The sequence below is a fragment of the Veillonella atypica KON genome (assembly GCF_002959915.1).
GTDB lineage: Bacteria > Bacillota > Negativicutes > Veillonellales > Veillonellaceae > Veillonella > Veillonella atypica.
Window position 1 is genome coordinate 39,973 of sequence record NZ_PPDE01000008.1, and the last position, 25,221, is coordinate 65,193.

The 25,221-nt window shown below is 37.6% G+C and carries 27 protein-coding genes; all 27 read left to right on the forward strand.

The genetic code is table 11. From position 1 onward, the window contains the following. Window positions 1–211: 211 nt before the first annotated feature. The 27 genes from VAHSUH02_RS04085 (at window position 212) to VAHSUH02_RS04215 (ending at window position 25,197) form a co-directional block, all read left to right on the forward strand. Window positions 212–406 carry a FeoB-associated Cys-rich membrane protein gene (locus tag VAHSUH02_RS04085; protein WP_005380969.1) on the forward strand — a complete coding sequence of 65 codons (195 nt, stop codon included), beginning with the start codon at window positions 212–214 and terminating at the stop codon, window positions 404–406. Window positions 407–508: 102 nt separating this feature from the next. Next, window positions 509–769, forward strand: a complete 261-nt coding sequence (locus tag VAHSUH02_RS04090) for a DUF6110 family protein (protein ID WP_005376730.1) — start codon at window positions 509–511, stop codon at window positions 767–769. Between the two features lie 15 nt (window positions 770–784). Continuing rightward, window positions 785–2,920, forward strand: coding sequence for a heavy metal translocating P-type ATPase (locus tag VAHSUH02_RS04095; protein WP_005382464.1), 2,136 nt, complete (start codon window positions 785–787; stop codon window positions 2,918–2,920). 141 nt (window positions 2,921–3,061) lie between these two features. Further along, window positions 3,062–3,469, forward strand: coding sequence for a hypothetical protein (locus VAHSUH02_RS04100; protein ID WP_038148581.1), 408 nt, complete (start codon window positions 3,062–3,064; stop codon window positions 3,467–3,469). Then, window positions 3,462–4,301, forward strand: coding sequence for a hypothetical protein (locus tag VAHSUH02_RS04105; protein WP_005382462.1), 840 nt, complete (start codon window positions 3,462–3,464; stop codon window positions 4,299–4,301). The genes VAHSUH02_RS04100 and VAHSUH02_RS04105 overlap by 8 nt, the downstream gene beginning before the upstream one ends. Before the next feature lie 56 nt (window positions 4,302–4,357). After that, complete coding sequence (locus VAHSUH02_RS04110; protein ID WP_005382461.1) at window positions 4,358–5,035, forward strand: ECF transporter S component; 678 nt, start codon at window positions 4,358–4,360, stop codon at window positions 5,033–5,035. Window positions 5,036–5,106: 71 nt separating this feature from the next. After that, entirely contained in the window at window positions 5,107–5,250 is a 144-nt protein-coding gene (gene scfA / locus VAHSUH02_RS04115; protein ID WP_004693318.1) for a six-cysteine ranthipeptide SCIFF, read from the forward strand. Window positions 5,251–5,417: 167 nt separating this feature from the next. After that, the gene (gene scfB / locus VAHSUH02_RS04120) at window positions 5,418–6,827 is read left to right on the forward strand and encodes a thioether cross-link-forming SCIFF peptide maturase (RefSeq protein WP_005382460.1); all 1,410 of its coding nucleotides are present in this window, start codon (window positions 5,418–5,420) and stop codon (window positions 6,825–6,827) included. 38 nt (window positions 6,828–6,865) lie between these two features. Then, the gene (hypF, locus tag VAHSUH02_RS04125) at window positions 6,866–9,163 is read left to right on the forward strand and encodes a carbamoyltransferase HypF (protein WP_005382459.1); all 2,298 of its coding nucleotides are present in this window, start codon (window positions 6,866–6,868) and stop codon (window positions 9,161–9,163) included. Between the two features lie 114 nt (window positions 9,164–9,277). After that, complete coding sequence (locus VAHSUH02_RS04130) at window positions 9,278–9,529, forward strand: HypC/HybG/HupF family hydrogenase formation chaperone (protein WP_005376745.1); 252 nt, start codon at window positions 9,278–9,280, stop codon at window positions 9,527–9,529. Next, window positions 9,489–10,607, forward strand: a complete 1,119-nt coding sequence (hypD, locus tag VAHSUH02_RS04135) for a hydrogenase formation protein HypD (protein ID WP_038148579.1) — start codon at window positions 9,489–9,491, stop codon at window positions 10,605–10,607. The genes VAHSUH02_RS04130 and hypD overlap by 41 nt, the downstream gene beginning before the upstream one ends. Then, window positions 10,607–11,614 (forward strand): hydrogenase expression/formation protein HypE, encoded by a 1,008-nt coding sequence (gene hypE, locus VAHSUH02_RS04140; RefSeq protein WP_005382457.1) that lies wholly within the window; start codon window positions 10,607–10,609, stop codon window positions 11,612–11,614. Before hypD ends, hypE begins: the two co-directional genes overlap by 1 nt. 185 nt (window positions 11,615–11,799) lie before the next feature. After that, the gene (locus VAHSUH02_RS04145) at window positions 11,800–12,246 is read left to right on the forward strand and encodes a hypothetical protein (protein ID WP_005376809.1); all 447 of its coding nucleotides are present in this window, start codon (window positions 11,800–11,802) and stop codon (window positions 12,244–12,246) included. Window positions 12,247–12,360: 114 nt separating this feature from the next. Beyond that, window positions 12,361–13,491 (forward strand): hypothetical protein, encoded by a 1,131-nt coding sequence (locus VAHSUH02_RS04150; protein WP_005382456.1) that lies wholly within the window; start codon window positions 12,361–12,363, stop codon window positions 13,489–13,491. A 15-nt stretch (window positions 13,492–13,506) separates the two neighbouring features. Next, window positions 13,507–15,057: an LptA/OstA family protein gene (locus tag VAHSUH02_RS04155; protein ID WP_005382455.1), complete on the forward strand. Its 1,551-nt coding sequence runs from the start codon at window positions 13,507–13,509 to the stop codon at window positions 15,055–15,057. Between the two features lie 11 nt (window positions 15,058–15,068). Continuing rightward, window positions 15,069–15,929, forward strand: coding sequence for a UTP--glucose-1-phosphate uridylyltransferase GalU (gene galU, locus VAHSUH02_RS04160; protein ID WP_005380854.1), 861 nt, complete (start codon window positions 15,069–15,071; stop codon window positions 15,927–15,929). Window positions 15,930–16,107: 178 nt separating this feature from the next. Beyond that, on the forward strand, window positions 16,108–16,650 hold the full coding sequence (locus VAHSUH02_RS04165; RefSeq protein ID WP_005384266.1) for a hotdog family protein: 543 nt from the start codon (window positions 16,108–16,110) through the stop codon (window positions 16,648–16,650). 24 nt (window positions 16,651–16,674) lie between these two features. Continuing rightward, the gene (locus tag VAHSUH02_RS04170) at window positions 16,675–17,187 is read left to right on the forward strand and encodes a biotin transporter BioY (protein ID WP_038149002.1); all 513 of its coding nucleotides are present in this window, start codon (window positions 16,675–16,677) and stop codon (window positions 17,185–17,187) included. A 192-nt stretch (window positions 17,188–17,379) separates the two neighbouring features. Beyond that, window positions 17,380–18,378 carry a nucleoid-associated protein gene (locus VAHSUH02_RS04175; RefSeq protein ID WP_005384264.1) on the forward strand — a complete coding sequence of 333 codons (999 nt, stop codon included), beginning with the start codon at window positions 17,380–17,382 and terminating at the stop codon, window positions 18,376–18,378. Window positions 18,379–18,389: 11 nt separating this feature from the next. Then, on the forward strand, window positions 18,390–18,881 hold the full coding sequence (gene ybaK, locus VAHSUH02_RS04180; protein WP_005384263.1) for a Cys-tRNA(Pro) deacylase: 492 nt from the start codon (window positions 18,390–18,392) through the stop codon (window positions 18,879–18,881). 8 nt (window positions 18,882–18,889) lie between these two features. After that, on the forward strand, window positions 18,890–19,552 hold the full coding sequence (locus tag VAHSUH02_RS04185) for a ribonuclease H1 domain-containing protein (protein ID WP_005384262.1): 663 nt from the start codon (window positions 18,890–18,892) through the stop codon (window positions 19,550–19,552). Window positions 19,553–19,569: 17 nt separating this feature from the next. Beyond that, complete coding sequence (locus VAHSUH02_RS04190) at window positions 19,570–20,487, forward strand: NAD-dependent epimerase/dehydratase family protein (RefSeq protein WP_005381055.1); 918 nt, start codon at window positions 19,570–19,572, stop codon at window positions 20,485–20,487. A 10-nt stretch (window positions 20,488–20,497) separates the two neighbouring features. After that, the gene (locus tag VAHSUH02_RS04195) at window positions 20,498–20,776 is read left to right on the forward strand and encodes a DUF1294 domain-containing protein (RefSeq protein WP_005384261.1); all 279 of its coding nucleotides are present in this window, start codon (window positions 20,498–20,500) and stop codon (window positions 20,774–20,776) included. Window positions 20,777–20,788: 12 nt separating this feature from the next. Next, complete coding sequence (locus VAHSUH02_RS04200) at window positions 20,789–22,216, forward strand: glucose-6-phosphate isomerase (protein WP_005384260.1); 1,428 nt, start codon at window positions 20,789–20,791, stop codon at window positions 22,214–22,216. 22 nt (window positions 22,217–22,238) lie between these two features. Then, window positions 22,239–23,228 (forward strand): UDP-glucose 4-epimerase GalE, encoded by a 990-nt coding sequence (gene galE, locus VAHSUH02_RS04205; protein ID WP_005384259.1) that lies wholly within the window; start codon window positions 22,239–22,241, stop codon window positions 23,226–23,228. Between the two features lie 146 nt (window positions 23,229–23,374). Further along, complete coding sequence (locus tag VAHSUH02_RS04210) at window positions 23,375–24,022, forward strand: hypothetical protein (protein WP_005384258.1); 648 nt, start codon at window positions 23,375–23,377, stop codon at window positions 24,020–24,022. Beyond that, the gene (locus tag VAHSUH02_RS04215; protein ID WP_038149001.1) at window positions 23,998–25,197 is read left to right on the forward strand and encodes a type II secretion system protein GspD; all 1,200 of its coding nucleotides are present in this window, start codon (window positions 23,998–24,000) and stop codon (window positions 25,195–25,197) included. Before VAHSUH02_RS04210 ends, VAHSUH02_RS04215 begins: the two co-directional genes overlap by 25 nt. Window positions 25,198–25,221 lie beyond the last annotated feature (24 nt).

Here is a 25,221-nt window from a genome sequence, read left to right on the forward strand (position 1 = left end):
TGGTTTACATTCCTTAGATACCTAGAACTAAATTGTATTGACATAATGTAATTTAATTATAGAAAAAATTTAAAATAATTCTTGCCAATTATCATTATTTGTGGTTAAATGATAATGAGAAAAGGGAAATATCCAAATATATTGCTTTTAACTCATTTATCATATATCAATTTATGAAAATTTGGTGGATATTGAGAAAGAAGGAATTATAATGGATAACCTAATTATAGGACTCATAGTGATATTAGCATTGGCTTATCTTGGTACAAAAATTTATAAACAAGTGTCTGGTAAGGGTGGCTGCGGCTGTGGTAGCGGTGGCTCCAAAAAATCTTCTAGTTGCGGTGGTAACTGCAGCTGTGATGGTTCCAATAAAGCACTAGGCATTAAACGTACCGCTAAGTAAGCTAATACGAATTCTGAATTTGAAAGAGGGGTCTCTATAATGGATCCTCTTTTCAAATATAGTAAGTAAATTTTTATATATTTAGTAGAAAGGGATATTATCATGTTCAACTTCAATCAAAACAATCTTAAAAACGCTAACTTATTCGCAGCAGGTCTTGCATTGGGTACTGTAGGTCTTAAAGTGTTGACTTCTAAAGACGCTAAAAAAGTATATGCTGGTATCGTAGCAGCTGGCCTTCGCGCTAAAGAAACTGTATTAGAAACAGCTGAAAAAGTACAAGCTTCCGCATCTGATGTATTGGCAGAAGCTCAAGAAATCAACGAAGCACGCAACGAAGAAATCTTTGAAGAAAATAAATAATAGAAGGATTTAACTATGTTACAATTTTCTGTTGTACGAAAACTCAGAAATCGCTTGCATGTTAAGGTAACAGGTCATCGCTTTACAGAAGCTGAAGCAGCTTATGTAGAAGATACATTATTACTTAATGATGCAATTTTAGACGTAACCTTCTATACACGTAGCAGTCAGATCGTCATTAAACATACTGGCGATTCTGAATCTGTACGTGATGCGGTGTTAGGTCTACGCGATTTAGATTTATCCGAAGCTCCTGCTTTGAATGAATACTCTCCGCGCTTGGTAAATAAAAAATATCGTGAAATGATGATTAATCGTACTGCTATTTACTTAGGTAAAAAAGCAGTGTTACCTGCACCGATTGCGGCAGCATGGGCATGGTTTGACGGTATTAAATTTATCGGCAAAGCGATTAAAACATTGTGGCAACGTAAGTTAACCGTAGAGGTTCTCGACGGTGTTGCTATTGGTGCAGCTTTACTTCAAAAAGATTATCCTACAGCTGGTGCTGTTATGTACCTATTAGGTATTGGCGATATCTTAGAAGAATGGACTCACCGTAAATCCGTATTGAATCTCGCTCAAAGCATGTCTTTGAATGTTGATAAAGTATGGGTTTTAGTTGATGACATTGAAGTGAGCAAGCCTGTTAACGAAGTTGTGGAAGGCGATAAAATCATTATCCGTCAAGGTGAAGTAATTCCATTGGATGGCACTGTAATCGATGGTGTTGTTCTTGTAAATGAAAGCTCCATGACTGGTGAACCAGAAGCAGTTCGTCGCGATCAAGACAGTTCTGTATATGCAGGTACTGTTGTTGAAGACGGTAAAGCTATTGTAGAAGTACGTAGCACATCTAAATCTTCTCGTTACGAAAAAATCGTTAACCTCATTGAAGAGTCTGAACAAATGAAATCCGGTATGGAACAACAAGCATATCGCATGGCTGATAAATTAGTGCCTATTAGCTTTATCGGTGCTGGTTTAACATATTTGTTGACTCGAAATGTAATGAAAGCATTGTCTTTCGTTATGGTTGACTTCTCTTGTGCTCTAAAATTATCCATTCCATTGGCAGTACTTTCCGCTATGCAAGAAGCATCTAAACGCGGTATCACTGTTAAAGGTGGTAAGTTCTTAGAACAAATTGCACAAGCAGATATGATTGTGTTCGATAAAACTGGTACTCTTACAAAAGCAGAACCTGAGTTTGAACAAATCATTCCATTTAATGGTCATGATGCAGATGAAATGTTAAAATTAGCTGCATGTATTGAGGAACATTTCCCTCATTCCATGGCAAAAGCAATTGTACGTGCTGCTAAGGATCATTCCTTGCCTCACAAGGAAATGCACTCCGACGTAGAATACGTTGTAGCTCATGGTATTGCATCTAAAGTTGGCCGCTATCGTGTACGCATTGGTAGTGCTCACTACATCTTTGATGATGAAAAAACAAAGATTCCTGCAGATGAACAAGAAAAGTTCAATAATTTACCAAATTCATCTTCCCATATTTACCTCGCTATTGGAGGTACACTAGCAGCGGTTATTTGTATTAAAGACCCTGTACGCGATGAATCTAAACAAGTTATTGCTGATTTACATGCTTTAGGCATTAAAAAGATTGTCATGATGACTGGTGACTCCAAACGCAATGCGCAACGCGTAGCTGATGAACTCGGTATCGATGAAGTGCATGCAGAGGTATTGCCAGAGGATAAAGCAGCTTATGTAAAACAAGCAAAAGCTGAAGGTTATACTGTCATGATGGTAGGGGATGGTATCAATGATTCCCCAGCTATTTCTGAAGCACATGTAGGCATCGCAATGAATGAAGGTGCTCCTATTGCACAAAAAATTGCGAATGTTACGATTTCTTCTGATAATCTACAAGCTCTTGTAGATTTACGCCGCATTTCTATGGCCTTGATGAAACGCATCAAGTCCAATTACAATGGCATTGTTGGTTTCAATGGTGCTCTTGTAGGTGGTGGCGTACTTGGTTTCATGCCTCCAAGTCAAACTGCTTGGTTACATAACCTATTCACATTGGGTATTGGTATTGAAAGCATGACTCCATTGTTGAAAGAAGAAAAATCTGAAGACAAACATACAATTGATATTACTGCAGAATCTACTGTTGCATAATACTTGATTGTTTCGTGTTTCGCACATGGATTTTATTAAAAGACCTCTTATAGAAAATTTCTATAAGGGGTCTTTTTTTGTGGCATTTTACTGGTGTGTAGTGTACAATATCAAGTGATTAATTATCTTAGGAGAACGTATATGAACACTATATTAGATATTTGTAAACGATCACTATATATGAATATATTTATCGTGGCCATTCCTGTTATTTCTTATATGATTCATAATGGATCTAGTGCTACAGTGGCATTGGCATGGTATTTATTGCTATCCTTGTGTATCCCTTGGGCCTATTTATCGTTTAAAGCTAGTACATTTGGCGCTGAAAACAAACGGATTAACCGCATTATATATGTGCTGGGTTGGGCCGTTATTCAGTTTGCTACCTATAAGCTAATGTTTCTTGGGTTGGATTTAAATTGGCTTTGGGGCTTGCCATCCGTTGGGCGTGATATTATCTTCCTTGTCGGTATGTATGGTCAAGTTACTATTGTTCTCATCATAGCTTATTTAATTTCTCAATTGTTGGGAGGTTCACATGAATAAGCAATTTATTGTATTTACTTTAGTTAGTGCCTTTTTTGTAAGTGTAGTGACTGCTGTATTACATCAAACCGGTTTGGGATCTCCATATCTCACATTCCCCGTTTTATCTCTATTGGTACCTGTTCTCTTACAACGGATGCGACAAGGACAATTTGGTGAATTGCCACTTCATATGGGGTACCATGTATACAGTTGGGCCATTTTTACGGTTATTAATCTATTCACTACGCCGTTCAATGTAACATTGGAAAATCAAGCGCTTATAGTACTAGTCTTTTTAGGTGTATATTTTTTTATACAGATTTTGCTTGAGTTGGTAGCTTTATTGATGACATTTTTCTTCAAACGTCGCCATAGATGGGGTGCGGTTGATGAAGCTTTAGATATGGCCGTTTATATTGTACCAATTCCATTTATCTATTTAGGTTCTATTTTTTACATCAATTTAACGGATCCTATCATGGTAGCTTATTTTGGCCCTACCATTAGTTTGAATGCTTTGGTGGGGGAATTCCTATTCATCATCATTTCGATGTTAGTCTTTGCATTCTATATGTACCCTCGAAATGGTGAATATAAAGGGACGAGATTATTGCGTATTGTCATTACTGCTGCTATGCTATTAGCTATGAATGGTCATATATTATATGGTGGGTATATTCCGGAATTTGTGAAAGCAATAGCACCTACGGTATTTCCAATCTATCAAGGCAATCCACTTGTATTCTTTACACCAGGATTACTGGAATTTGTGTTTATTATCGTATCTGTATTAATTGGTAAATTAGTAGAGATAGGTGTAATAAAAGCTCTTACTAAGAGCAAAGGTTAATTTTATTTCTAGTTTCGACTCATATCCTAAGAGAATGAGAGCGGAGGAGGATTTTTATGAATGAAAATGTGAAGGATGATAACCAACAGGTATCAATCCAAGAACAACAAGCGACACAATTGGAGCGTAAACAGAGTAAGGAAACCGTTACGAAATCGGGCTTAACATTGCGCGAATTGACCATTGTGGGTCTATTAGCGGCCATTACCATTATTCTAGGTCTTTCTGGCTATGGTATTATGGCGTTAGGACCATTGAATGTCACTACATTACATGTCCCAGCATTAATTGGTGCCTTAGTTGAAGGGCCTAAGGTTGGTGCGTTCGTAGGATTGATTTTTGGTGTCTATAGCTTCTGGCAAAATTTTACGGCACCAAATATTTTGTCACCACTGTTCATTAATCCGTTAGTATCAGTATTACCTCGGATTATATTCCCTGTATTGGCTGTTTTAGTATACAAAGCATTATGGAAGGTACCACAAGGTCCGCGCTTGATAGTTTCTGCATTTATGGGCACTATATTCCATACATGTATGGTAATGGGGCTAATCTATGTGATATACGCGGATATGTTCGCACAGGCAATGCATCTTTCATCTGATCAAGTTATGGGAACTATTTTAGTATTGTCTGTTACTCATGGTATTCCAGAAGCCATCTTTGCAGGCGTTATCGTAACACCGATTGCATTGGCGTTGCGAAAAGCATTGCGTAAGGATGTACAAAAATAATTTATATTTTACATAGTTTGAATATCTATGATAAAATAACAGTAATACAATAAGTATTGAGGAGGATAATCATGGCTAAACGTATTCGTACAATCAACACTGAATCTTTACAAAAAACTGCTAAAACTGGCGGTTGTGGTGAATGCCAAACTTCTTGCCAATCCGCTTGCAAAACAAGCTGTACAGTAGGCAACCAAGTTTGCAAACAAAAATAATAAAAAGAGAGCCGATGGCTCTCTTTTTTTATGTATGTAATATATACATACTGTTTATGGTATATATTTATGAGGACTTTTAGCACGATAGACAAAAAATGTGGTACAATTATCTAGAAAGTTCTATATAGTTTAGCGCTTTCACATACACATAATTTGGAGGTACCATGTTAGAATTAAAACCAATGATCCATAAGTTTCGGATGAAAGATAACTACTATTGTTTAGATGTAAATAGCGGTATCATTCACGTTATTGATGAACTCATTGATAAAGTATTAGATATATATGACGGCACCAATCGTGATGCAGTCCATGCAGCGTTAGATAGCTCTCAGGATCCTGTAGAATTAAATGAAATCATGGATGAATTAGATGAGCTCATCGATGCAGAACAACTCTTTGCTCCTATGAGCACAGAATTCAAGCTCGTAGTTGGAGAAAAACCAATCGTTAAAGCATTGTGTCTTAATATTGCCCATGACTGTAATTTAGCATGTAAATATTGCTTTGCTAGTCAAGGCGATTACGGCGGTGTAAAACGCGAATTGATGAGCTTTGATGTAGCCAAACGTGCTGTTGATTTTCTCATTCAAATGAGTGGCACTCGTCAACATTGCGAAATCGATTTCTTCGGTGGTGAACCCCTTCTTAATTGGGACGTGGTGAAACAAACTGTAGAATATATCGAGCAAGAGGCGCCAAAACATAATAAAATCTTTAAATTGACGTTGACTACTAATGGTATGTTATTGTCTCAAGAGAAAATCGATTATGTAAACGAACATAAAATGAGCTTGGTCTTGTCTCTAGATGGCCGAGAAGATGTGCATAATGCTATGCGTCCAGTCGCTGGCAGTGGAGCTAAATCTTATGAGTATATTGCTAAAAATCTTGTAAATGCTGTAAAGCAACGTCATGGTTTAGAATATTATGTACGCGGTACATATACGCATAAGAATCTTGATTTTACTAAAGATGTATTGGCTATGTCTGATTTAGGCTTTGAACACTTATCTATGGAGCCTGTAGTTGGTGAAGAAGGCGATTATGTACTTCGCGAAGAAGATTGGCCAACGCTTGAGAAAGAATATGAAACATTAGCAGATATATATTTGCAACGTCAAAAGGACGGGTGGGGTGAAAAATTTAATTTCTTCCACTTCCGTATGGACTTATACCGTGGACCTTGTATGGCAAAACGTTTGCGTGGCTGTGGGGCTGGTCATGAATATATGGCTGTCGTGCCAAATGGAGATATTTATCCATGTCACCAATTTGTAGGCAAAGATGGTTATATACTTGGTAATGTATATGAAGGTTTAAAAAATACTGAAATTCCAAAGGATTTCCGTAACACACATGTGTTTACAAAACCTACTTGTGCAGAATGTTGGGCTAAATTCTTCTGCTCTGGTGGCTGTCATGCCAATAACATTACATTGGGTGGAGATTTACAAACGCCTTATGAGTTTGGCTGTCGTCTACAAAAGAAACGAATTGAATGTGCTATCATGATTCAAGCTGAACTCGAACAAGCCGGCATCGATGGTAGTATTCCTGTAGCATTAGGATAGACATTTTAAATAAGATATATTTTGTAATAGGAGCCGCTATGGACACTAGATTGGATGAAAAACAAACTATTGAACGATGGGGGATTCGATTTACAGGTATTGTACAAGGGGTCGGATTTCGACCCCTTGTTTCTATGTTAGCCCATCAATTAGGCATTAATGGATTTGTATACAATGATAGCTCTGGTGTATATGTAGAGGCTCAATCCGATACAGATACATTACAATTATTTGTAGATACGATTCAGGAAGAGCAGCCGCGATTATGCCGTATAACACATGTGGGTATTACCAAGGTTGCTCCACATGACGTTGATGATAATACGGAGTTTGTTATAAGTAAGTCTCCCCTCGAAGGAACGGTTAATACCTTTATTAGTGCGGATACATCCCCTTGTGAGGACTGTTTATCCGAAATGAATGAGAAGGGTAGACGATATCACTATCCTTTCATAAACTGTACCAATTGTGGACCTCGATATTCCATTATTAAATCGATGCCTTATGATCGAGAACGAACTACTATGTCTGATTTCACCATGTGTGAAGCTTGTCATGATGAATACGTTGATGTGAATGGGCGTAGGTATCATGCGGAACCGAATGCTTGTGAACAATGTGGACCGAGCTACCAATTATTAGACAACAACGGTAATCTCTGTGTCGTTGATGATTGTTTTGAGGCCGCTAGAGAAATGATTGCGAAGGGTGCGATTATTGCTTTAAAGGGAATTGGTGGATATCACTTGGTTTGTGATGCTACTAATGATACAGCGGTACAAACATTGCGAGACCGAAAACATCGTAAGGATAAGCCCTTTGCTATCATGGCCGGTTCTATCGACATCGTAGAGGAGTTTGCCATCGTTAGCGATGGAGACTTAGATGCATTAAGCTCTATGGCAAGGCCTATTGTTCTTTTAGAGAAAAATGATGATTTTCATACGTCTATAAGTGAGTTAGTAGCCCCTAATAATCATTTAATTGGTGTTATGTTACCATATGCACCTATCCATCATGTGTTAGTACCACATGATGCGAAATGGGTTATGACAAGTGGTAATGCGAGCGGTGATTCCGTTATTTACGATGATGAAAAAGCTTTTTTAGAATTGCAGACTATAGCAGATTATTTTTTGACACATAATCGTCAAATTTATGCGCCTGTAGATGATTCGATTGTATCAGTGGTTGAAAATACACCGATTTTAATTCGTCGAAGTCGAGGGTATATTCCTGAACCTATTCATTGTGAGTCGATTACAGATCTACCGATACTCGCCATGGGCAGTGATTTAAAGAATACCTTTGCGATTAATAAACAGCAGGAGGTATTGCTAGGTCCTCATATAGGTGATTTGGCAAGTGAATCCACTCATAACACTTTTGAGTGGACCATTAAACGATATGAACGGCTGTTTGATGTGAAGCCGAAAGCAATTGTCATGGATAAGCATCCATCATTTTTCTCTTCTAATTATGGTCGACAATTAAGTAAAACGCTAAATCTTCCGGCTATAGAGGTCCAACATCATCATAGTCACATCGCAGCTGTTATGGCTGAATACGATTTAAAATATCCTGTTCTTGGAATTTGTTTTGATGGCACTGGGTATGGTGACGATGATACGATTTGGGGCGGAGAATTTATGCTGTGCTATGGGGCAGAGTATATGCGTGTTGCACATATTCACTTAGCGCCTTTGCCTGGTGGTGAAAAAGCGGTAAAAGAACCATGGCGTCAAGCTTTATGGTACTTACGGAATTATTATGGGGATGAGTTGCCTAATATATATAAAACATGGTTAACCACATTGCCTAAAGGCTGGCAAATTCTAGATAAGGCATTGCAATCGGACATGTCCATGATGATGACATCTAGTGCAGGTAGATTATTTGATGTAATTGGTTGTTTGTTGGGCTTAGGAAATGAACATTCTTTTGATGCACAGATCGCCATAGCATTAGAATCTGCATGTGCAAATGAAGAAGGTCGATTGTTAGACTTTAACTATGATGGGCAAGTATTAGATCTCGTGCCTGCAGTTCAACAAATTATGGATGGCTATTCTCAAGGTGAAAGTGTATCCTCGTTAGCGGCGAGCTTCCATAAAACACTGGCCATTGCTATTTGTGAAGTTGGAGCTGATTTGTGTGAACGCTATGGCATCGATGATGTATGTATCGGTGGTGGCGTTTTTCAAAATCGCAGATTATTAGCCTCCTTACAACATAAATGGCACCATGGCACCTTATATATTAATAAAAAAGTACCATGTAATGATGGTGGTTTATCGTTGGGACAATTGTGGATTGCTCATCAAAAAAATATATAAACGTATCATTGGTTACATAAGAGTTCTTAGTTTTATGATACAATTAAATTAATCAAAATATTTGGATTAATAGTTATAAATAGATGTATAAGTATATTTACAAAAGGAGGGCGTATGTGTTTAGCAGTACCAGCACAGTTGATTTCTATTAATGAAGCCATTGGCACAGTAGAATTAACAGGTGCAACGCGCGATTGTAGTTTGCTTCTCGTGCCAGATGCAAAGGTGGGAGACTGGTTATTAGTACATGCCGGTTTTGCAGTTCAAATTGTAGATGAAGAAGAAGCGAAGGCAACCTTAGATGCCTTCCGGGAGTTGGAAGAACTTGAAGAAGCTTACTTTGCAGGAAAAACAGAAAACAGCTGATGCTTTATTACACCGTATTAGCGAACTACATACACCTGGTGAACGGGTGCGACTTATGGAAGTTTGTGGCACACATACAGTATCTATTTTTAGAGAAGGATTACGACAATTATTGCCTTCGGGAATAGAATTAGTCAGTGGCCCTGGATGTCCTGTGTGTGTAACGGACCAAGTGTATATGGATAAAGCGTTAGAATATGCAAAACGAGATGATGTTATTATTGCAACCTTTGGGGATATGCTAAAGGTGCCAGGTAGTTATAGCAGTCTTAGTGAAGCTCAAACTCAGGGCGCTCATATTCACGTTATCTATACGCCGTTAGAAGTGTTGGAACTAAGTAAAAAACATCCGGATAAATATATAGTATTTTTAGCTATAGGGTTTGAAACGACTATTGCTGTCATCGGTGCCACTGTGAAAGCTGTAGCACAGGCTGGCTTGAAAAATGTATTATTTTTGGTGTCTCATAAATTGGTTCCACCCGCATTACGCGCTTTATTAGACCGACAAGTAGGACAAATTGATGGCTTTATCTTGCCAGGGCATGTCAGTGTTATCATTGGCGAACAACCATATCAATTTTTACCGGATGAGTATAAAACTCCATCCTGCATTGCTGGGTTTGATGGAGTAGAAATATTATCTGCTATCGTCAATATTTTGGAACAACGGAAAAGTGGTCATTTTGAAGTAGGTAATACCTATCACTCTGTTGTTATGAAGGAAGGCAATCCTGTGGCTGTGCGTATGATGAATGAAATATACGATGTTTGTGATGATGCATGGCGTGGTATTGGTATAATTCCAAATTCTGGGTTACAGCTTAATGATGATTACGCATTTCTAGATGCAGAAAAGGTATTACCTATACAGTTAGAAAAACCATCTCTTGATCCTAAAGGCTGTCAATGTGGGAGCGTATTACAAGGTTTAATCAAACCTAATGAATGTCCGCTTTTTGGAAAAGCTTGTACACCGGATCATGCAGTAGGTGCTTGTATGGTATCTGTAGAAGGTAGTTGTGCTGCATGGTATAAGTATGGCTTTTCTAGTGGCGGATTAGCCTGGGAGGATTAATGGAACGAGTTCGTTTAGTTCATGGCAATGGTGGCCGTTTTAGCCACGAATTGACAGAACGATTTATATTAAAATATTTTACTAATGATTTGTTAGCTCCCTTACATGATGGGGCACAATTTCCGGTAGCCTCGGGGCGAATGGCTTTCACAACAGATTCTTATGTTGTACAGCCCACTTTTTTCCCGGGTGGTAATATCGGTAAATTAGCTGTATGCGGTACAGTTAACGACCTAGCTATGAATGGCGCTGTTCCACAATATCTTAGCTGTGGTTTGATTTTAGAAGAAGGCCTTCCTTTTGACGAATTAGAAACGATTTTAAGCACCATGTCTGATATGGCAAAGCTTGCGAATGTACAAATTGTGACGGGTGATACGAAGGTCGTAAAAAAAGGTGAAGTTGATAAAATTTATATCAATACAGCCGGCATTGGTATGATTCCAGATGGCATAAATATAGGTCCGAATTTCGTAAAACCTAATATGGATATTATTCTGTCCGGATCTATTGGTGATCACTCTATAGCTGTCATGGGACAACGATTTGGACTAGAATTATCAGACTCTGTTAAGACTGATTGTGCTCCATTGAACCATATGGTTCATGCTGTTTTAAATGCAGTAGGGTCTCAGGTTGCACTATTACGCGATCCTACGCGCGGTGGTGTGGGTACTGTTCTTAAAGAGATTGCCGAACAAAGTCAAGTGGGCATAAAGGTTGAGGAATCCAAGCTTATTATTCATGATGAAGTTCGTTCTGTTTGCGATATTTTAGGTTATGATCCTTTATACTTAGCAAATGAAGGTAAATGTATTTTCGTTGTAGAGCCGTCCGTAACAAATGATGTGCTAGATATTTTACATAGTTATCCAGAAGGCCGTGAAGCGACTCATATCGGTGTAACCATGGATAAAAATATTGGTAAAGTAGGTCTACAAACATCGATTGGCGGTGTTCGTCTAGTAGATTTATTGGGTGAAGATCAAGTGCCTCGAATCTGTTAAGTCTTCTGGTTATAATTGTATGATTTGCGGTTAAAACATAGCTAAAAATTAAATTGCATAAAATTCATAATAAACTCATTGTATTTTTATATAATTTTACTATCTTTAAGTGTAAGTATTTATACTTTCACTAGAAACTATGTATAGAATTTGTTAAAATATAAGTATCTATTAGGAGGCTTATCATGAAAAAGAAAATTATGACCGCTGTTCTAGGAATTTGTTTAACTACAACTGCATTTGGTGGCATTTTAACTACTCAAGCTGGCGGCTTAAGTAGTATCCTTGGTGGTGCTGCTAAAATTGGTGGCGTTGGCATTCTAGTTAGTAAATTTGGTCCACAAATTGATTCTTTCTTAAATAAATTACTAAAACAAAATAATTTGAGTACTGAATATACTACAAAGGTTGTACCTATCATTAGTATTGGTACAAAAGGGTACATTGGTGCTGCTCAAGTAACAGGCCCTGCATCTAGTATCGAACAAGTTAAGGCTGTTGCTCAAGTTGAAGGTAGCTTTAATGGCATGGTTCGTGTTAAAGGTTTAGTACCAGTAGATAGTACAAATCCAGTGGGCGCTTCCCGTGTTCAAGGTGTAGGTGTATCTGCACTTATTGATTTAAAAATTTAATGGCCACTGAGATACTTCCTTAGAAGTACTCAGAAAATAAGCACGGTCTTAGGCCCGTGCTTATTGTGCTGTTTAACGTATATGTCCCATAGAGGATAAGTTGTGGAGGATTATATGAAGAAGCAAGTACTTACACTTTTGATGGCGTCTTTGTTGACAGGTACCGCATTTGCTGCACCTGGTACAGTAACGGAAAAAACACAAGTATTAGAAAGCACTGTATATGGTGCACCTCAAGATGGTGCCGTTGTGGATCGTATTAATCAATTGGATGAAACTGTATACGGCAACGGATTTTCTGGCAATACTGCTACATTGAGTAAACGTGTAGATTCTTTATATGATTCCGTTGAAGGTAGTGGTACTAATATTTCATTGCGTGAAGAAATGGACGCACTTGAATATACATACCAAAACAGCATTAATGATGGTTCCTTGGTAGAACGTGTTGAAAAGATGGAACGTAGTGTGAATGGTAGAATTTCAACAGGTTCATTACAAAAACGTATTATTAGCTTGAAAACCAAGGTATATGGTAGTAATGTAACCCTTACAAATCAAGTAGGAACACTATCTTCTGATCACGTGTTCAAGGTAACACTAAATGATGCGGTATCCACAAAAACAAGTCATGAAGGAGATACAATTAAATTCACTGTTGCTGAAAATGTAATGGATGGCAATGTATTGTTGGTGCCAGCTGGTACTGTAGGTTCTGCAACGATTACATCCTTGAAAAAAGCGCGCTCTTTTGGACGTAATGGTGCATTAGATATAACTTTTGAATCTGTTCCTGCTATTGATGGTACAGAATTTACTGCTGTACAAGGTAATGAGGCTAAGGAAAAAACAAAGGGCGAAATTAAAGCAGCTGGTGCCTCTGTGGCTGGTGCAGTTCTACTTGGCCCTGTTGGCCTAGTAGGTGGTGCTTTCATTAAGGGTAAAAATATTGATTACCCAGTAGGTTCCACTGTATTTATTCAACCTCAAGACTCTGTATCTATTCAAGGTCTTGTTATTGGTGGTGATGGGTTAGCTCATAGTGATGATGAATTAGCTGAAGCCGTGACAGTACCGACTGCGAATGATGATTCCGTAGATAGCACTGTGGATGAAGCAGATGATTCAACTGTGAACACTGACGAAGACGATACAAACACTGCTGATTCAGAAGAAGTAGAAGATACAAATGATACAGCAGAAAATGTTTCACAACCAATCGTCGTAGTAAAGCGTAACCAATAGAGGAGTTTAGTAACCATGAGGAAACAAAGAGTACAATGGCTCGTGGCAGCATGTTTGCTTTGTTTAGCCCAGCCAGCGTGGGCTGCTTCAGACTCAATTACATATCAAGATAGTTTAGATAGTATATCTGAATCCTATCCAGGTGAACTGCAACAACCTTCGACACCTGAACGCAGCAATATTCGTGTTGTTCGTCGTGGTGCTTCACCGATTACTGCACCGACAGAAAAGTTACCAACTCGTGTAGATGCAGATAAGATGACATATTCCGGTAGTACTGGCGATGTAAATGCTTTTGGTAATGTAGTGGTTACTCAAGGTAATCGCACATTATTAGCTAATCGCATTACTGGTAATACTAAGACTACAGAGTATAGGACTGCAGATGGACCATATCGCTATTTAGAAGATGGTGGTAAAACAAAAGACCTTACTGGTGATGTTATGACCTATCGTACTAGCGATCAACATTTTGATGCAGGTCATACACAAGGCTGGTCTGATCCGTATTATGTGAAGGGTCAAAACTTATCTTATGATGGGCAAACTGGTTCCATAGAGAAGGGTATGATTACGTCTAAGCATGCGATGGCATTTAAGCATACACCTGATTACCGTATTGAAGGTGAAGATATTAAAATCTATCCTGGCGATAAGGTAGTGATTCAACATCCAAGCTTTTACATCAAGAATTTTAAACTTTTTAGCTTGAAATCTTATACAAAATCTATACGTGGAGATAAACAAGGTAAAGTAAGTGCTTTTTCTATTATGCCTCGCCCTATTTATAATAGTGATGATGGCATTGGATTGCGTGGTAATGCAGAAATTCCATTGGGTAAATCTGGTGAAGCGTATTTTGATTACAAATGGTATTCAAAAGCCGGATTTAAGCCTCAAATTGGATATCGCTATTTCTTACCTTGGGGAACTGCATCCATCGGGTATAGTAAAGTATCCAATGAATATAATGATGAAACTGTATGGGTAGAAAAAATCGGCGAATTACGTCTTGATACACATACGTACCATATTGGTAAATCTCAATTTACTGCACGTGGTGAAACAAGCATTGGTTATTGGAAGGAAGGATCTGTAAAGGGGGTCCATAAGGACTATAAGGTAGAAGTATCTCATGATCCTATCAACCTTTGGAAAGATGGTACTTTGCGATTCTTCGGTGGTTATCAACGCGATTATTATGGCTATGATAAGTCAATACGTAGCATGCCGTACTGGGGCGCTCAATTCCGTACAGCTGTAGGATCTAGAGTTAATGCGTGGGTATCGTATAATCAACGCAATATTAGCTATAACAACTCGCCATATCGCTTTGATGGTACAGAGCTTCCTAAGGAGCTCATCTATGGTGGTTCCTTTAAATTGACACGTCTCGATGATATTTCGGTGAGTGTTAAACAAAATATGATGAGTGGCGATGTGGATTCTATCTATTACACATACCATCGTGATTTGCACTCCTTTGATATGTATTTAACATATAAAGATTCTCATAAAAATAACAATAACCAATGGAAAATCAAATTCGTTGGTAAAGATTTCTAAGGAGCATACACATGAAGTCTATTCGTAAGGCTGTCATTCCAGCAGCTGGTTTCGGTACACGTTTTTTGCCAGCTACGAAAGCACAACCAAAGGAAATGTTGCCTATTGTTGATACACCGGCGATTCAATATATTGTAAAAGAAGCACTCGATTCTGGTATCGAAGAAATTCTTATCATAACAGGTCGTAGCAAACGCGCCATAGAAGACCATTTTGATAGCAGTGTCGAGCTAGAAGAGCTATTACAAAAGCAAGGTAAAAATAAACAATTAGCCATGGTAAAAGATTTGGCGGATATTAAAATTCATTTTATTCGTCAAAAATCACCGCGTGGTTTAGGTGATGCCGTATTATGTGCTAAAGCGTTTATTGGTGACGAGCCATTTGCTGTATTATTAGGTGATGACATTGTTTATAATCCAGAAAAACCATGCTTACAACAGTTGATGGATTGTTATGAACAACATCCAGGTATCATATTAGGTGCTCAATTTGTACCGAATGAAAAGGTAAGCTCCTATGGTATTGTGTCCGGAGAACCGTTGGCAGATAACTTGTATCGCGTTCATGGCTTAGTAGAAAAACCAAGTGTTGATAAGGCACCGTCCAATTTAGCTGTTCTTGGTCGATATATTTTAACACCTGATATTTTTGATATCTTAGAGAATACAAAACCAGGTGTTGGTAATGAAGTACAACTAACAGATGCATTAGCTGCATCCAAAACAGATACTTACGCTTTAGCCTATGAAGGTGTTCGCTATGATACGGGTGATAAATTAGGCTATTTGAAAGCTACCGTGGAATATGCGCTTCGTAATGAAGAATTAGGGGCAGCATTTAAGGAATATTTAAAAGGATTGAAGTTATAAAATAGCTTATATATTCTTTGGATTTAAATATAAAATTGAGGCCACCATTGATTATCAATGGTGGCTTTTGTTGTTAACTCGTATGTCATACTAGGTTGACTATAGTGTTTCCGTTGATTATAATTTAATAGTAATGGTATAAAACTATTATTATACTGATTAAATTATAAGGAGTAATATGCGAGATCTATTAGCTCTTTTAACGGATGAAGAAACGTTAAATTTACCTACTAATTGCGTTATTACGAAGGCTTATTTTGATACGCAAGGCACAGATGAAACTGTGTTTCATGGTGTAGAGTATAAAGGCAATCATATATCCGTTTGTATGTCCAATACAAGTGGTACGTTATGGGTTAATTTATTACAACTAACAAGACCTTTACAAATTCGTGAGACTCCTAAAGTTGATGATTCACTTAAACGTATTACATTTACAAAGGATGAAATTATACAATTTGTAGAGGATGTAAATGATCGCAATCGTATTCATCGTGAAGTTCCTTATATTGTGCCAGGGTTACTTATACTTGAGTATCTTTGGATGCATATGATAAATAGTAACACAAAGGTAGGCATGTCTATTCGTTTTTTATCTCCTATGCTTGCTAATGATTGTGTTTCTATTGAAAGCCAACGTGAAGGTAATGTCTTAGTTGGCGCGTTAGATGATATGATTCTTTTTAAGGCTCGTCTCTATGATGAGCATAGAACAAATTAAGATTTTATGTGAATGAGGTATATTATGGAAGCAAGACGTTTAACAAAAATGGCTTTATTAACAGCGCTATTGTGTGTATCAGCATGGATTTCATTTCCATTACCATTTAGTCCTGTTCCTGTGATTGCGTTAACTTTGGTTGCCACATTAACCGGATTAATGTTGAAACCTAAGGAAGCATTTATTGTATTTTTAGTATATATTTTATTAGGCTTAATAGGGGTTCCCGTGTTTGCTGGTGGAACGTCTGGGTTAGCTAAATTATGGGGTCCTACAGGTGGATTTATAGTTTCTTGGCCAATAGCATATACTTTATTAAGTATTTGCAAAGGTAAGTCTCAAAACTTTTTTTCTTATGCTTGGCGCTCTATTGTTATAACAATTCCTGTAGTATATTTTTTTGGTGTTATAGGATTTATGCTTGTTACAGGAACTCCACTTTGGGCTGCATTAACTGCTGCAATGTTTCCTTATATTCCTGGAGATATTGTAAAATGTTTAGTTGCTGCGTGGTTAGCTACTAAAATTAAAATTTAATATAAATAAGGAGGTGTCTATGTATATATACACCTCCTTATTTATATTATTTTCTTATTTATTTTTGTGAACTAAGAGCTAGATGAAGATGTTGTGAAATAACTAGTAATCATTGATTCTTCAAAAATAGACAAAGAATTACTAAAAGAATGGTATAATAAAGAGTAATATTTTTATCCTTTAGGAGTTATCATGCAAATTAATAAAGCAGCCCTAGAGATTTTTGATTTTACATCATCTTTAGCGGTCTATTCTGAACATGAATTAAAAATAGGTGAGCAAGACATACATGACTATATTGCAGGCCATGTAACGAAAGCTTTTAAAGATCCCGGCGCGAGAACAGGGACGTTACATGCACATAGCCCTATGGGAAAGCGAATCGGTGAATATAAATCTGGTGAAATCTCCTTTATCACGTTAGCAAAAGAGTTAGGGGAGAAGACCTTTGACTATATGAAACAAGCCACAGTAGGCGTTGTCATTGATACTATTGTATGCGATGTGGTGACAGACACATCCTATATTTGTATGCTATTATGTCAGGCTCATGATGCCTTTACGCATCAATTGTTTAGTGAAGATGATGGATCCTTATCGACTGAACTTGTACCACATAAGGCGGTATTGCCGATGCCGACACAAAAGTTGCGAGCTTTTGTTGCCATAAATACATTGGATTTATCTGTTCGCATTTTTGAACCAAAAGGTGAATATGACGGTGAAGTTTGTTATATCTTAGCAGATAAGGTGTTACAACTCGGTACAGATCAATCCTCTAGGGATACTGTTAAAAAGGTAAAAAACATTATAGATAAGGTGGCTCAAGCGCACGAATCCGATGGTGTAGCAGAGCTGACGATGGCAAAGTCTATGATTGCTAAAAATGCAGAAGTATCTGATACGGTTAATCCTGTTCGCATTGTGGAAGAGGTATTTAAGTCTAATCCCATTCAACAAGAAGCTGCTAAAAAGGAGTTAGCTGAACAGGATATGATGCGGCCTTTACCGGTAAATCGTGAATTTGCTACGAAGGTAGGCGAACATCATAAGATTAAAACCGATACTGGCATAGAAATTTCGTTCCCTGTAGAATATATGCAAAATCGAGAGTTTATCGAAATTAAAACTAATGATGATGGTACTTTACGCATTGAATTAAAGAATATAAATAAAATTGTTAATAAATAGGAGGCTCTTGTATGAGTAAGGAAAAGCATAAAAAAACAAATGCATTACGCATATTAGATACTCATCACATAGCATATACGATTAATGAATATGAATGGTCTGAAGAACGAGGTCAGGGTGTTCATGTAGCTGATGAACTAGGTCTTGATGAAAAAGAAGTATTTAAGACTTTAGTTGGCAAGGGTGATAAAACAGGATATGTAGTATTCTGTATTCCTGTAGCTGAAGAACTAGATATGAAACAGGCTGCTCGTGTCAGTGGTAATAAATCAGTTGAATTAATTCATGTTAAGGACTTATTAGGTATAACTGGTTATTTACGGGGTGGTTGCTCGCCGGTAGGTATGAAAAAGCTATTTCCTACATATTTTGATGAAACGATGCAAGCTCAAGAGGCTGTATATGTTAGTGCTGGTTTACGAGGCATGCAGATGCATGTTAATCCACAAGATTTACAATCTGTAGTAAATGCTGAATTTGTACCGCTTACCATGAAGCATTAGGAGGTTGTATGGCGAAGAAATTTTATGCTGTAAAAGCAGGCCGTACGCCAGGTATTTATGAAACTTGGAGCGATTGTGAAAAACAGGTTAAAGGCTTTGGTGGGGCTATTTATAAATCGTTTCCCACTAAGTCAGAAGCTCAGGCTTTTATAGGTGATGAAGGCATGAGTATTGGTGATTATCTAGCATCATCAAAAACGTCTAAAACAAACCATACAAAGAAATCTATAGTCCCTGATTTCTCAGAAACCAATCATTTAATTGCATATATCGATGGCAGTTATGATAAATATAATCAGTCTGTAGGTTCAGGTGGTATTATGTTTCTAAATGGAAACAAAGAAACATTTTCATTCGGCACAAAAGATGTGAAATATACAGAGTTTTGGAATGTGTCTGGTGAGTTATTGGCGGCTATGCATGTTATGGAATATGCTTTAACTCATGGGATTTCTAAGTGTTCCTTATATTATGATTATATGGGGATTGAAATGTGGGCCACGAAGAAGTGGAAACGAAATAATGTATTAACCAATGAATATGCAGCATTTTGTGAACGTATATTTCCACATGTGAAAGTATACTTTCACAAGGTACATGCTCATACGGGTGATACATATAATGAAATGGCTGACCAACTCGCAAAGGCAGGGGCAGCGATAGGTAAATAATCTAAAAGGGGAAAACAATGCGCGTTTGTGTAACGGGGGGCGCCGGATTTATAGGGTCCCATCTGGTCGATCGACTCATAGCATTAGGTCATACAGTATTGGTAATCGATAATCTTACAACAGGGGTACGAGAATTTGTTAATCCAAAAGCAACATTCATAGAAATGGATGTACGAGACGCTAACATAGAATCTATTTTTGCAGATTTTAAACCTCAAGTGGTATTTCATGAAGCGGCACAAACGATGGTACCTGCATCTATGGAAAATCCTAAGATGGATTGTGATGTGAATCTAATGGGATTAATTAATATGCTCGAAGCAGCTAGAAAGCATAATGTTTCACATTTTCTAATGCCATCCTCTGCTGCAGTGTATGGTGATCTCGATACATTACCACTCACAGAAGACATGTCTGGTAAACCGACATCATTTTATGGCCTTACAAAATTGACAGCTGAAGGATATTTACGTATTTATGAACAAGCTTTTGGATTAAAAACAGTATGCTTTAGATATGCTAATGTATATGGGCCACGTCAAGGGGATGGTGGAGAAGGCGGTGTAATCAGTATTTTCAACCGCCTCATTAATGAGGATAAGCCGCTTACCATTTTTGGGGATGGTGAGCAAACACGTGATTTTGTATATGTAGCTGATGTAGTTGAGGCTAATATTAAAGCTATGAATCATCCTGACTTAACAGGAATTTATAATATTTCTACCAATACGAGTACATCTGTCAATGAATTGGTAGGCTATTTTGCATCTATCAGTGGTAAAGAAATTGTAACTAATTATGAAGCAGAGCGGGTTGGAGATATACGCCATTCTCGCTTATGTAATAAAAAAGCAAAAAAGGATTTTGGATTTGAAGCCACTGTTAGTTTAGATTGTGGATTGGGTGATACCTTCTCATATTTTAAGGGGAAATAAATATAGGATTATGAGTGAAACGTATTTTCTGATTATTATGACCGTATGGAATTTTATTGTCTTTTGTATATATGGATATGATAAGTTATCCGCTATAAAGGGGTATGAGCGGATTTCTGAATTTACATTGCTATTTTTAGCCTTTGCCTTTGGTGGTTTAGGCGCTTTATTGGGCATGGTAGTATGTCATCATAAAACAGCAAAATTGAAATTTAAGTTATTGATTCCCATCGCTATTCTTTGGTCCGTATTTGGTATCGGTTATGGCTATGGTTGGATTGGTGCATAAAGGAGATACTTGATGTTACAGTTAGATTCTGGATTTGAGCTAGATTATAACAATATCTATAATGAAAGCTGCATACAGGCAAGGGACATACAAAACTTTGAACGGGCCATTCAAAATGTATGGCGTCATACTAATATTTTGCGATCCACAGGTTATGAAGAAGGCCACCTATCTAAAGATGGTCAGCCAGAACCAATCTTGTTTTATCAGTTGCCATATATATCAGAAAACGGCATCAATACACCGGATATGATGGACCGTTTACATGACTTGGGTGACTATGCTCGTAAAAGTATTGATACTGTTGTTTCTATTGGCATCGGTGGATCTTATCTAGGTAGTAAGGTACTCTTTGATGTGCAATGTGGTTCATTTTGGAATAACTATACTGATGAAGAACGCAACGGCTATCCGAGATTTTATTTTGCTGGGTTTAATGTAGATGGCCCATACTTAGAAGGGCTAATTAAAACCTTAGTATCTCAGGCCGGTGAAAAGGGTAGTGACTATAAAGTTATGCTTGTAGTTACATCAAAGTCTGGTTCCACTATTGAACCGATGGCTAATTTTATGATTCTTCAAAAAGCACTAGAGGATCATCATATTAATTATGAAGTTACCGTCGTTACAGAAACAAATGATGAGGCACATCCTACTATTCTTCATGATATGGCTATCAAGCATCAATGGAGAACATTCTCCGTTCCCTATGGTGTAGGAGGCCGATTCTCCGTTTTTACTGAAGTAGGATTCGTTACAGCTGCTCTTGTGGGATTTGATATTGAAGGATTTTTAGCCGGTGCTGCATCGATGGATATGGCTTGCCAAGAAGAAGATGTTTATAAAAATCCTGCACTATTTAGTGCATTATTAAAATATATTGCATCTGAGCGATATGGACGTATTATAGAGGTATTCATGCCTTATGGTGAGTCTCTACATTCACTATCCGATTGGTATGTACAGCTCTTATCCGAATCATTAGGTAAAATGAGTAATACCTGTCTTCCTTATGGACGTACACCTGTTCCTGCAGTAGGCACGATGGATATGCACGCACAAGTGCAAGAACACCAAGAGGGGCGTCTTAACAAGGTAGTTCAATTTATTAAGGTAAGAGATTGGAATACATCATTGGTTGTTCCAAATTTATATAGTGAGTACGACAAACTTGATGCAATTGGTGATATTCCTATTAGTGATATCTTAAATAGCGCACTTGATGCAAATCGTGAGGCCCTATCGATAGATAATCGTTTTAATATGACCATATCGGTACCAACATTAAATGCATTTCATTTAGGGGAAATTATGTTCATGCATTGTTGGGCTGTGTATTTTGAATCAATTTTAGCTGGTGTTGATGCCTTTGATCAACCTGGTGTTGAAGTTTATAAACGCTTGATTGGTCCAAAACTTCAAGCTATGAAAAAGTTGTAGTTATTAATGGGGGAGTAAGTATATGAATATTTTAGTAACAGGTGGTGCTGGTTATATAGGTAGTCATACGGTTAGAGCATTAATACAGGCTGGTTTTACACCTATTGTCGTTGATAATTTTTCACGTGGTCACCGTAGTGCTATTCCTAAAGGGGTTAAGGTTATAGAGTTAGATATTGCAGATTCAAAACTTGTCAATATCATGAAAGATAATAATATAAAGGGGATTATGCATTTTGCGGCACATTCTCAAGTAGGAGAGTCTATGATTAATCCATCTATTTATTATGAAAATAATGTGGTTGGATCTTATCGATTAATAGAATCTGCAAGACAGGCAGGAGTCCAATATTTTGTATTTTCAAGTACAGCTGCTGTTTACGGTGAACCGGAAGAGGTACCTATTGTAGAAACCGCTAAGTTACAGCCAACTAATGTATATGGTCGTACTAAGCTAATGATTGAAGAAATGCTTCATGACTATAGTGCTATTTATGGCTCTACTTATGTAGCGTTACGTTATTTTAATGCTGCAGGTGCAGATGAAAGTGGCAATATTGGTGAAGATCATTCTCCAGAAACTCATTTAATTCCATTAGTATTAGAGGCCGCTTTAAAAAAGAGACCTCATATTACGGTTTTTGGAACTGATTATGATACTAGTGATGGTACATGTATTCGAGATTATATTCATGTTACTGATTTGGCATCTGCTCATGTATTAGCTATGAATTACTTAATTAATGGCGGTGGATCAAGAGCTTTTAATTTGGGTAGTGGCAATGGTTTTTCTGTAAAGGATATTATTGAAACAGCTAAAAATGTAACTAAAATTGATATTCCCGTGGAGTATGGTGATCGTCGCGCAGGGGACCCAAGTACATTAATCGCATCTTCAGATTGCATTAAGAATGTTCTAGGCTGGAATCCACAACATAGTGAATTATCACACATCATAGGGGATGCATGGCGTTGGCATCAATCTCATCCAATGGGTTATGATGATAAATAAAACTTTATAACTGATATTTTATGATTTGTCAAGGACACTAATAGTCACGGGGGTGACTATTAGTGTCCTTTTTTTATGTATATTTGTGTTGCATACTGATACTAGATAGATATTTTAATTCCACTATGTGAAAGGAGTCCTGATGAATGAACATACAGGAACGTTTACGAGAAAAATTGTATCCTTATGTGACTCAATGTAAACGATACAAGAAGAGTCTAGGTGTATTGTTTGTATTAGGTGGAATAGCAATTGGTTGGGGCATATTCTATACACCCGAGGCTGATTATGTCCAGATGGAGCCTGATTCAACGTCAATGTCGAAATCAGAAGATAAATCTCATGAAATAACATTGTTATACAGTACGAGTAATAACTTGCGAGCTCTTCCTTGGCGTGAGGTATTAGGCGAATCATTAGACAAAAGTAATGTATCTTCAATATATATGATGGATGAAGAACATAGCGGTGGAGGTCAGCAGAACCTAAATAATAAAGATGATTCATCAAAGGTAAAACAAGGTAAACGGAGACATAGTCAGAAGAAAGTAGACCAAGATAGCAGTTCTAGTGCAGAACCAGTTACAACAAAACATAATAAGCAGAAAACAATTCATGTTAATGGCGTAATACATGGGCCTCAATGGGCTGTAATTTTAAGCAGTGGCACAGAATCTACTGTTGTTATGGAAGGAGATTCTTGGCATGGTGTAAAGGTAATTAATGTAGATGAAAATGGTGTAACCCTTGATGAAGGAGGCAATGTACGATGTGTATCTATTGGCGAATCATGATTATAGTTTTACTCTTAGGTGTAATAGAAAATCCTTGTGTATGGGCGAAAGAATCGATACATGTACAACAATCTGAGTCAGGTCAAAATACATATAGTATGACGGTTAGCAAGGCGCCTTTGTCCGATGTGGTAGAGGCCATCAGTCGTAGTTATAAGATTGATATACTAGGCATTAATACATTAAATGGAATTGTGACAGGAACGATACATGGTAAGTCGCCATTAGACATGCTACATCATTTAGGGGATATGTATCATTTTGATATACAGGATGATCAGGGCGTGGTAACCGTTACAGGGCATTCTAGTGCTAAGGAGCATCGTCATGTAGTGGTAGTAGAACCAAAGATGGCATCATCGACATCGCTAGAATCTGTCATAAAAACAGTAGTACCTAATGGAAAATTCGCTGTGCATAAGGAAACGAATCAGATTGTATTAAATGTAACAGGAGACGAGGAAAAAGGGGTAAACTCTATCATTCAATCTGTAGATAGAGATATGAAACAAGTGCGCTTGGAAGCCACCATTATGGCTATGGAGCATTCCTATACGAAGGAGACGGGATTTAGATGGTCCTGGTTGAGTTTAACCGGACATGGTAATGATAAGACAAATTCCTATGGTGCTATTTCTTTTGGAAAAGCTCCAGATGGGGAAGCTTATAAATTTTTTGTTAAACCTGAGCTTAGCCTTTTAGAAACATCGGGAAAGGCAGTTGTTATTGCAACCCCTTCCATTATGGCCTTAAATGGTGAAGCCGCACATATTTTGATAGGTGAACGAATTCCTGTAATCGAAGAGTCAATTTCTAATGGTGAAAGAAAAAGATCCATTCATTACGAAGAGGTCGGTATTAAACTTGACTATACACCGGTAGTAACGAAAAATGGTACCATTGATACGTCTATACGAGCTGAGGTGAGTTCACCCATTATGGTATCTGAGATGAAATCTTATAAAATAACCACTCGACAAGCACAGACTAGAGTGCGTCTACAACCGGGAGAAGTACTGGTCATAGGTGGCTTAATGGATAATCGTGATCAAAAACAGATTGAAAAAATCCCAATACTCGGTGATATCCCTTTATTAGGTAAATTATTTAGACATAGCCGGAAGACAAAGGATAGCGTGGAAATGGTCATTTTTGTGAAAGCGACTGTGGTATAATAATAGTTACGGAATGATAAAGGA

What these genes read in the sequence shown, in the direction of transcription:
- VAHSUH02_RS04100 (WP_038148581.1), top strand. Translation starts at nt 3,062, where the DNA reads ATGAACACTATATTAGATATTTGTAAACGATCACTATATATGAATATA.
- VAHSUH02_RS04155 (WP_005382455.1), top strand. Translation starts at nt 13,507, where the DNA reads ATGAGGAAACAAAGAGTACAATGGCTCGTGGCAGCATGTTTGCTTTGT.
- hypE (WP_005382457.1), top strand. Translation starts at nt 10,607, where the DNA reads ATGGAACGAGTTCGTTTAGTTCATGGCAATGGTGGCCGTTTTAGCCAC.
- VAHSUH02_RS04150 (WP_005382456.1), top strand. Translation starts at nt 12,361, where the DNA reads ATGAAGAAGCAAGTACTTACACTTTTGATGGCGTCTTTGTTGACAGGT.
- galU (WP_005380854.1), top strand. Translation starts at nt 15,069, where the DNA reads ATGAAGTCTATTCGTAAGGCTGTCATTCCAGCAGCTGGTTTCGGTACA.
- VAHSUH02_RS04215 (WP_038149001.1), top strand. Translation starts at nt 23,998, where the DNA reads ATGTGTATCTATTGGCGAATCATGATTATAGTTTTACTCTTAGGTGTA.
- VAHSUH02_RS04170 (WP_038149002.1), top strand. Translation starts at nt 16,675, where the DNA reads ATGGAAGCAAGACGTTTAACAAAAATGGCTTTATTAACAGCGCTATTG.
- VAHSUH02_RS04105 (WP_005382462.1), top strand. Translation starts at nt 3,462, where the DNA reads ATGAATAAGCAATTTATTGTATTTACTTTAGTTAGTGCCTTTTTTGTA.
- VAHSUH02_RS04110 (WP_005382461.1), top strand. Translation starts at nt 4,358, where the DNA reads ATGAATGAAAATGTGAAGGATGATAACCAACAGGTATCAATCCAAGAA.
- scfB (WP_005382460.1), top strand. Translation starts at nt 5,418, where the DNA reads ATGTTAGAATTAAAACCAATGATCCATAAGTTTCGGATGAAAGATAAC.
- VAHSUH02_RS04190 (WP_005381055.1), top strand. Translation starts at nt 19,570, where the DNA reads ATGCGCGTTTGTGTAACGGGGGGCGCCGGATTTATAGGGTCCCATCTG.
- VAHSUH02_RS04210 (WP_005384258.1), top strand. Translation starts at nt 23,375, where the DNA reads ATGAACATACAGGAACGTTTACGAGAAAAATTGTATCCTTATGTGACT.
- VAHSUH02_RS04185 (WP_005384262.1), top strand. Translation starts at nt 18,890, where the DNA reads ATGGCGAAGAAATTTTATGCTGTAAAAGCAGGCCGTACGCCAGGTATT.
- VAHSUH02_RS04095 (WP_005382464.1), top strand. Translation starts at nt 785, where the DNA reads ATGTTACAATTTTCTGTTGTACGAAAACTCAGAAATCGCTTGCATGTT.
- scfA (WP_004693318.1), top strand. Translation starts at nt 5,107, where the DNA reads ATGGCTAAACGTATTCGTACAATCAACACTGAATCTTTACAAAAAACT.
- ybaK (WP_005384263.1), top strand. Translation starts at nt 18,390, where the DNA reads ATGAGTAAGGAAAAGCATAAAAAAACAAATGCATTACGCATATTAGAT.
- galE (WP_005384259.1), top strand. Translation starts at nt 22,239, where the DNA reads ATGAATATTTTAGTAACAGGTGGTGCTGGTTATATAGGTAGTCATACG.
- VAHSUH02_RS04195 (WP_005384261.1), top strand. Translation starts at nt 20,498, where the DNA reads ATGAGTGAAACGTATTTTCTGATTATTATGACCGTATGGAATTTTATT.
- hypF (WP_005382459.1), top strand. Translation starts at nt 6,866, where the DNA reads ATGGACACTAGATTGGATGAAAAACAAACTATTGAACGATGGGGGATT.
- VAHSUH02_RS04130 (WP_005376745.1), top strand. Translation starts at nt 9,278, where the DNA reads ATGTGTTTAGCAGTACCAGCACAGTTGATTTCTATTAATGAAGCCATT.
- VAHSUH02_RS04090 (WP_005376730.1), top strand. Translation starts at nt 509, where the DNA reads ATGTTCAACTTCAATCAAAACAATCTTAAAAACGCTAACTTATTCGCA.
- VAHSUH02_RS04085 (WP_005380969.1), top strand. Translation starts at nt 212, where the DNA reads ATGGATAACCTAATTATAGGACTCATAGTGATATTAGCATTGGCTTAT.
- VAHSUH02_RS04200 (WP_005384260.1), top strand. Translation starts at nt 20,789, where the DNA reads ATGTTACAGTTAGATTCTGGATTTGAGCTAGATTATAACAATATCTAT.
- VAHSUH02_RS04145 (WP_005376809.1), top strand. Translation starts at nt 11,800, where the DNA reads ATGAAAAAGAAAATTATGACCGCTGTTCTAGGAATTTGTTTAACTACA.
- VAHSUH02_RS04165 (WP_005384266.1), top strand. Translation starts at nt 16,108, where the DNA reads ATGCGAGATCTATTAGCTCTTTTAACGGATGAAGAAACGTTAAATTTA.
- VAHSUH02_RS04175 (WP_005384264.1), top strand. Translation starts at nt 17,380, where the DNA reads ATGCAAATTAATAAAGCAGCCCTAGAGATTTTTGATTTTACATCATCT.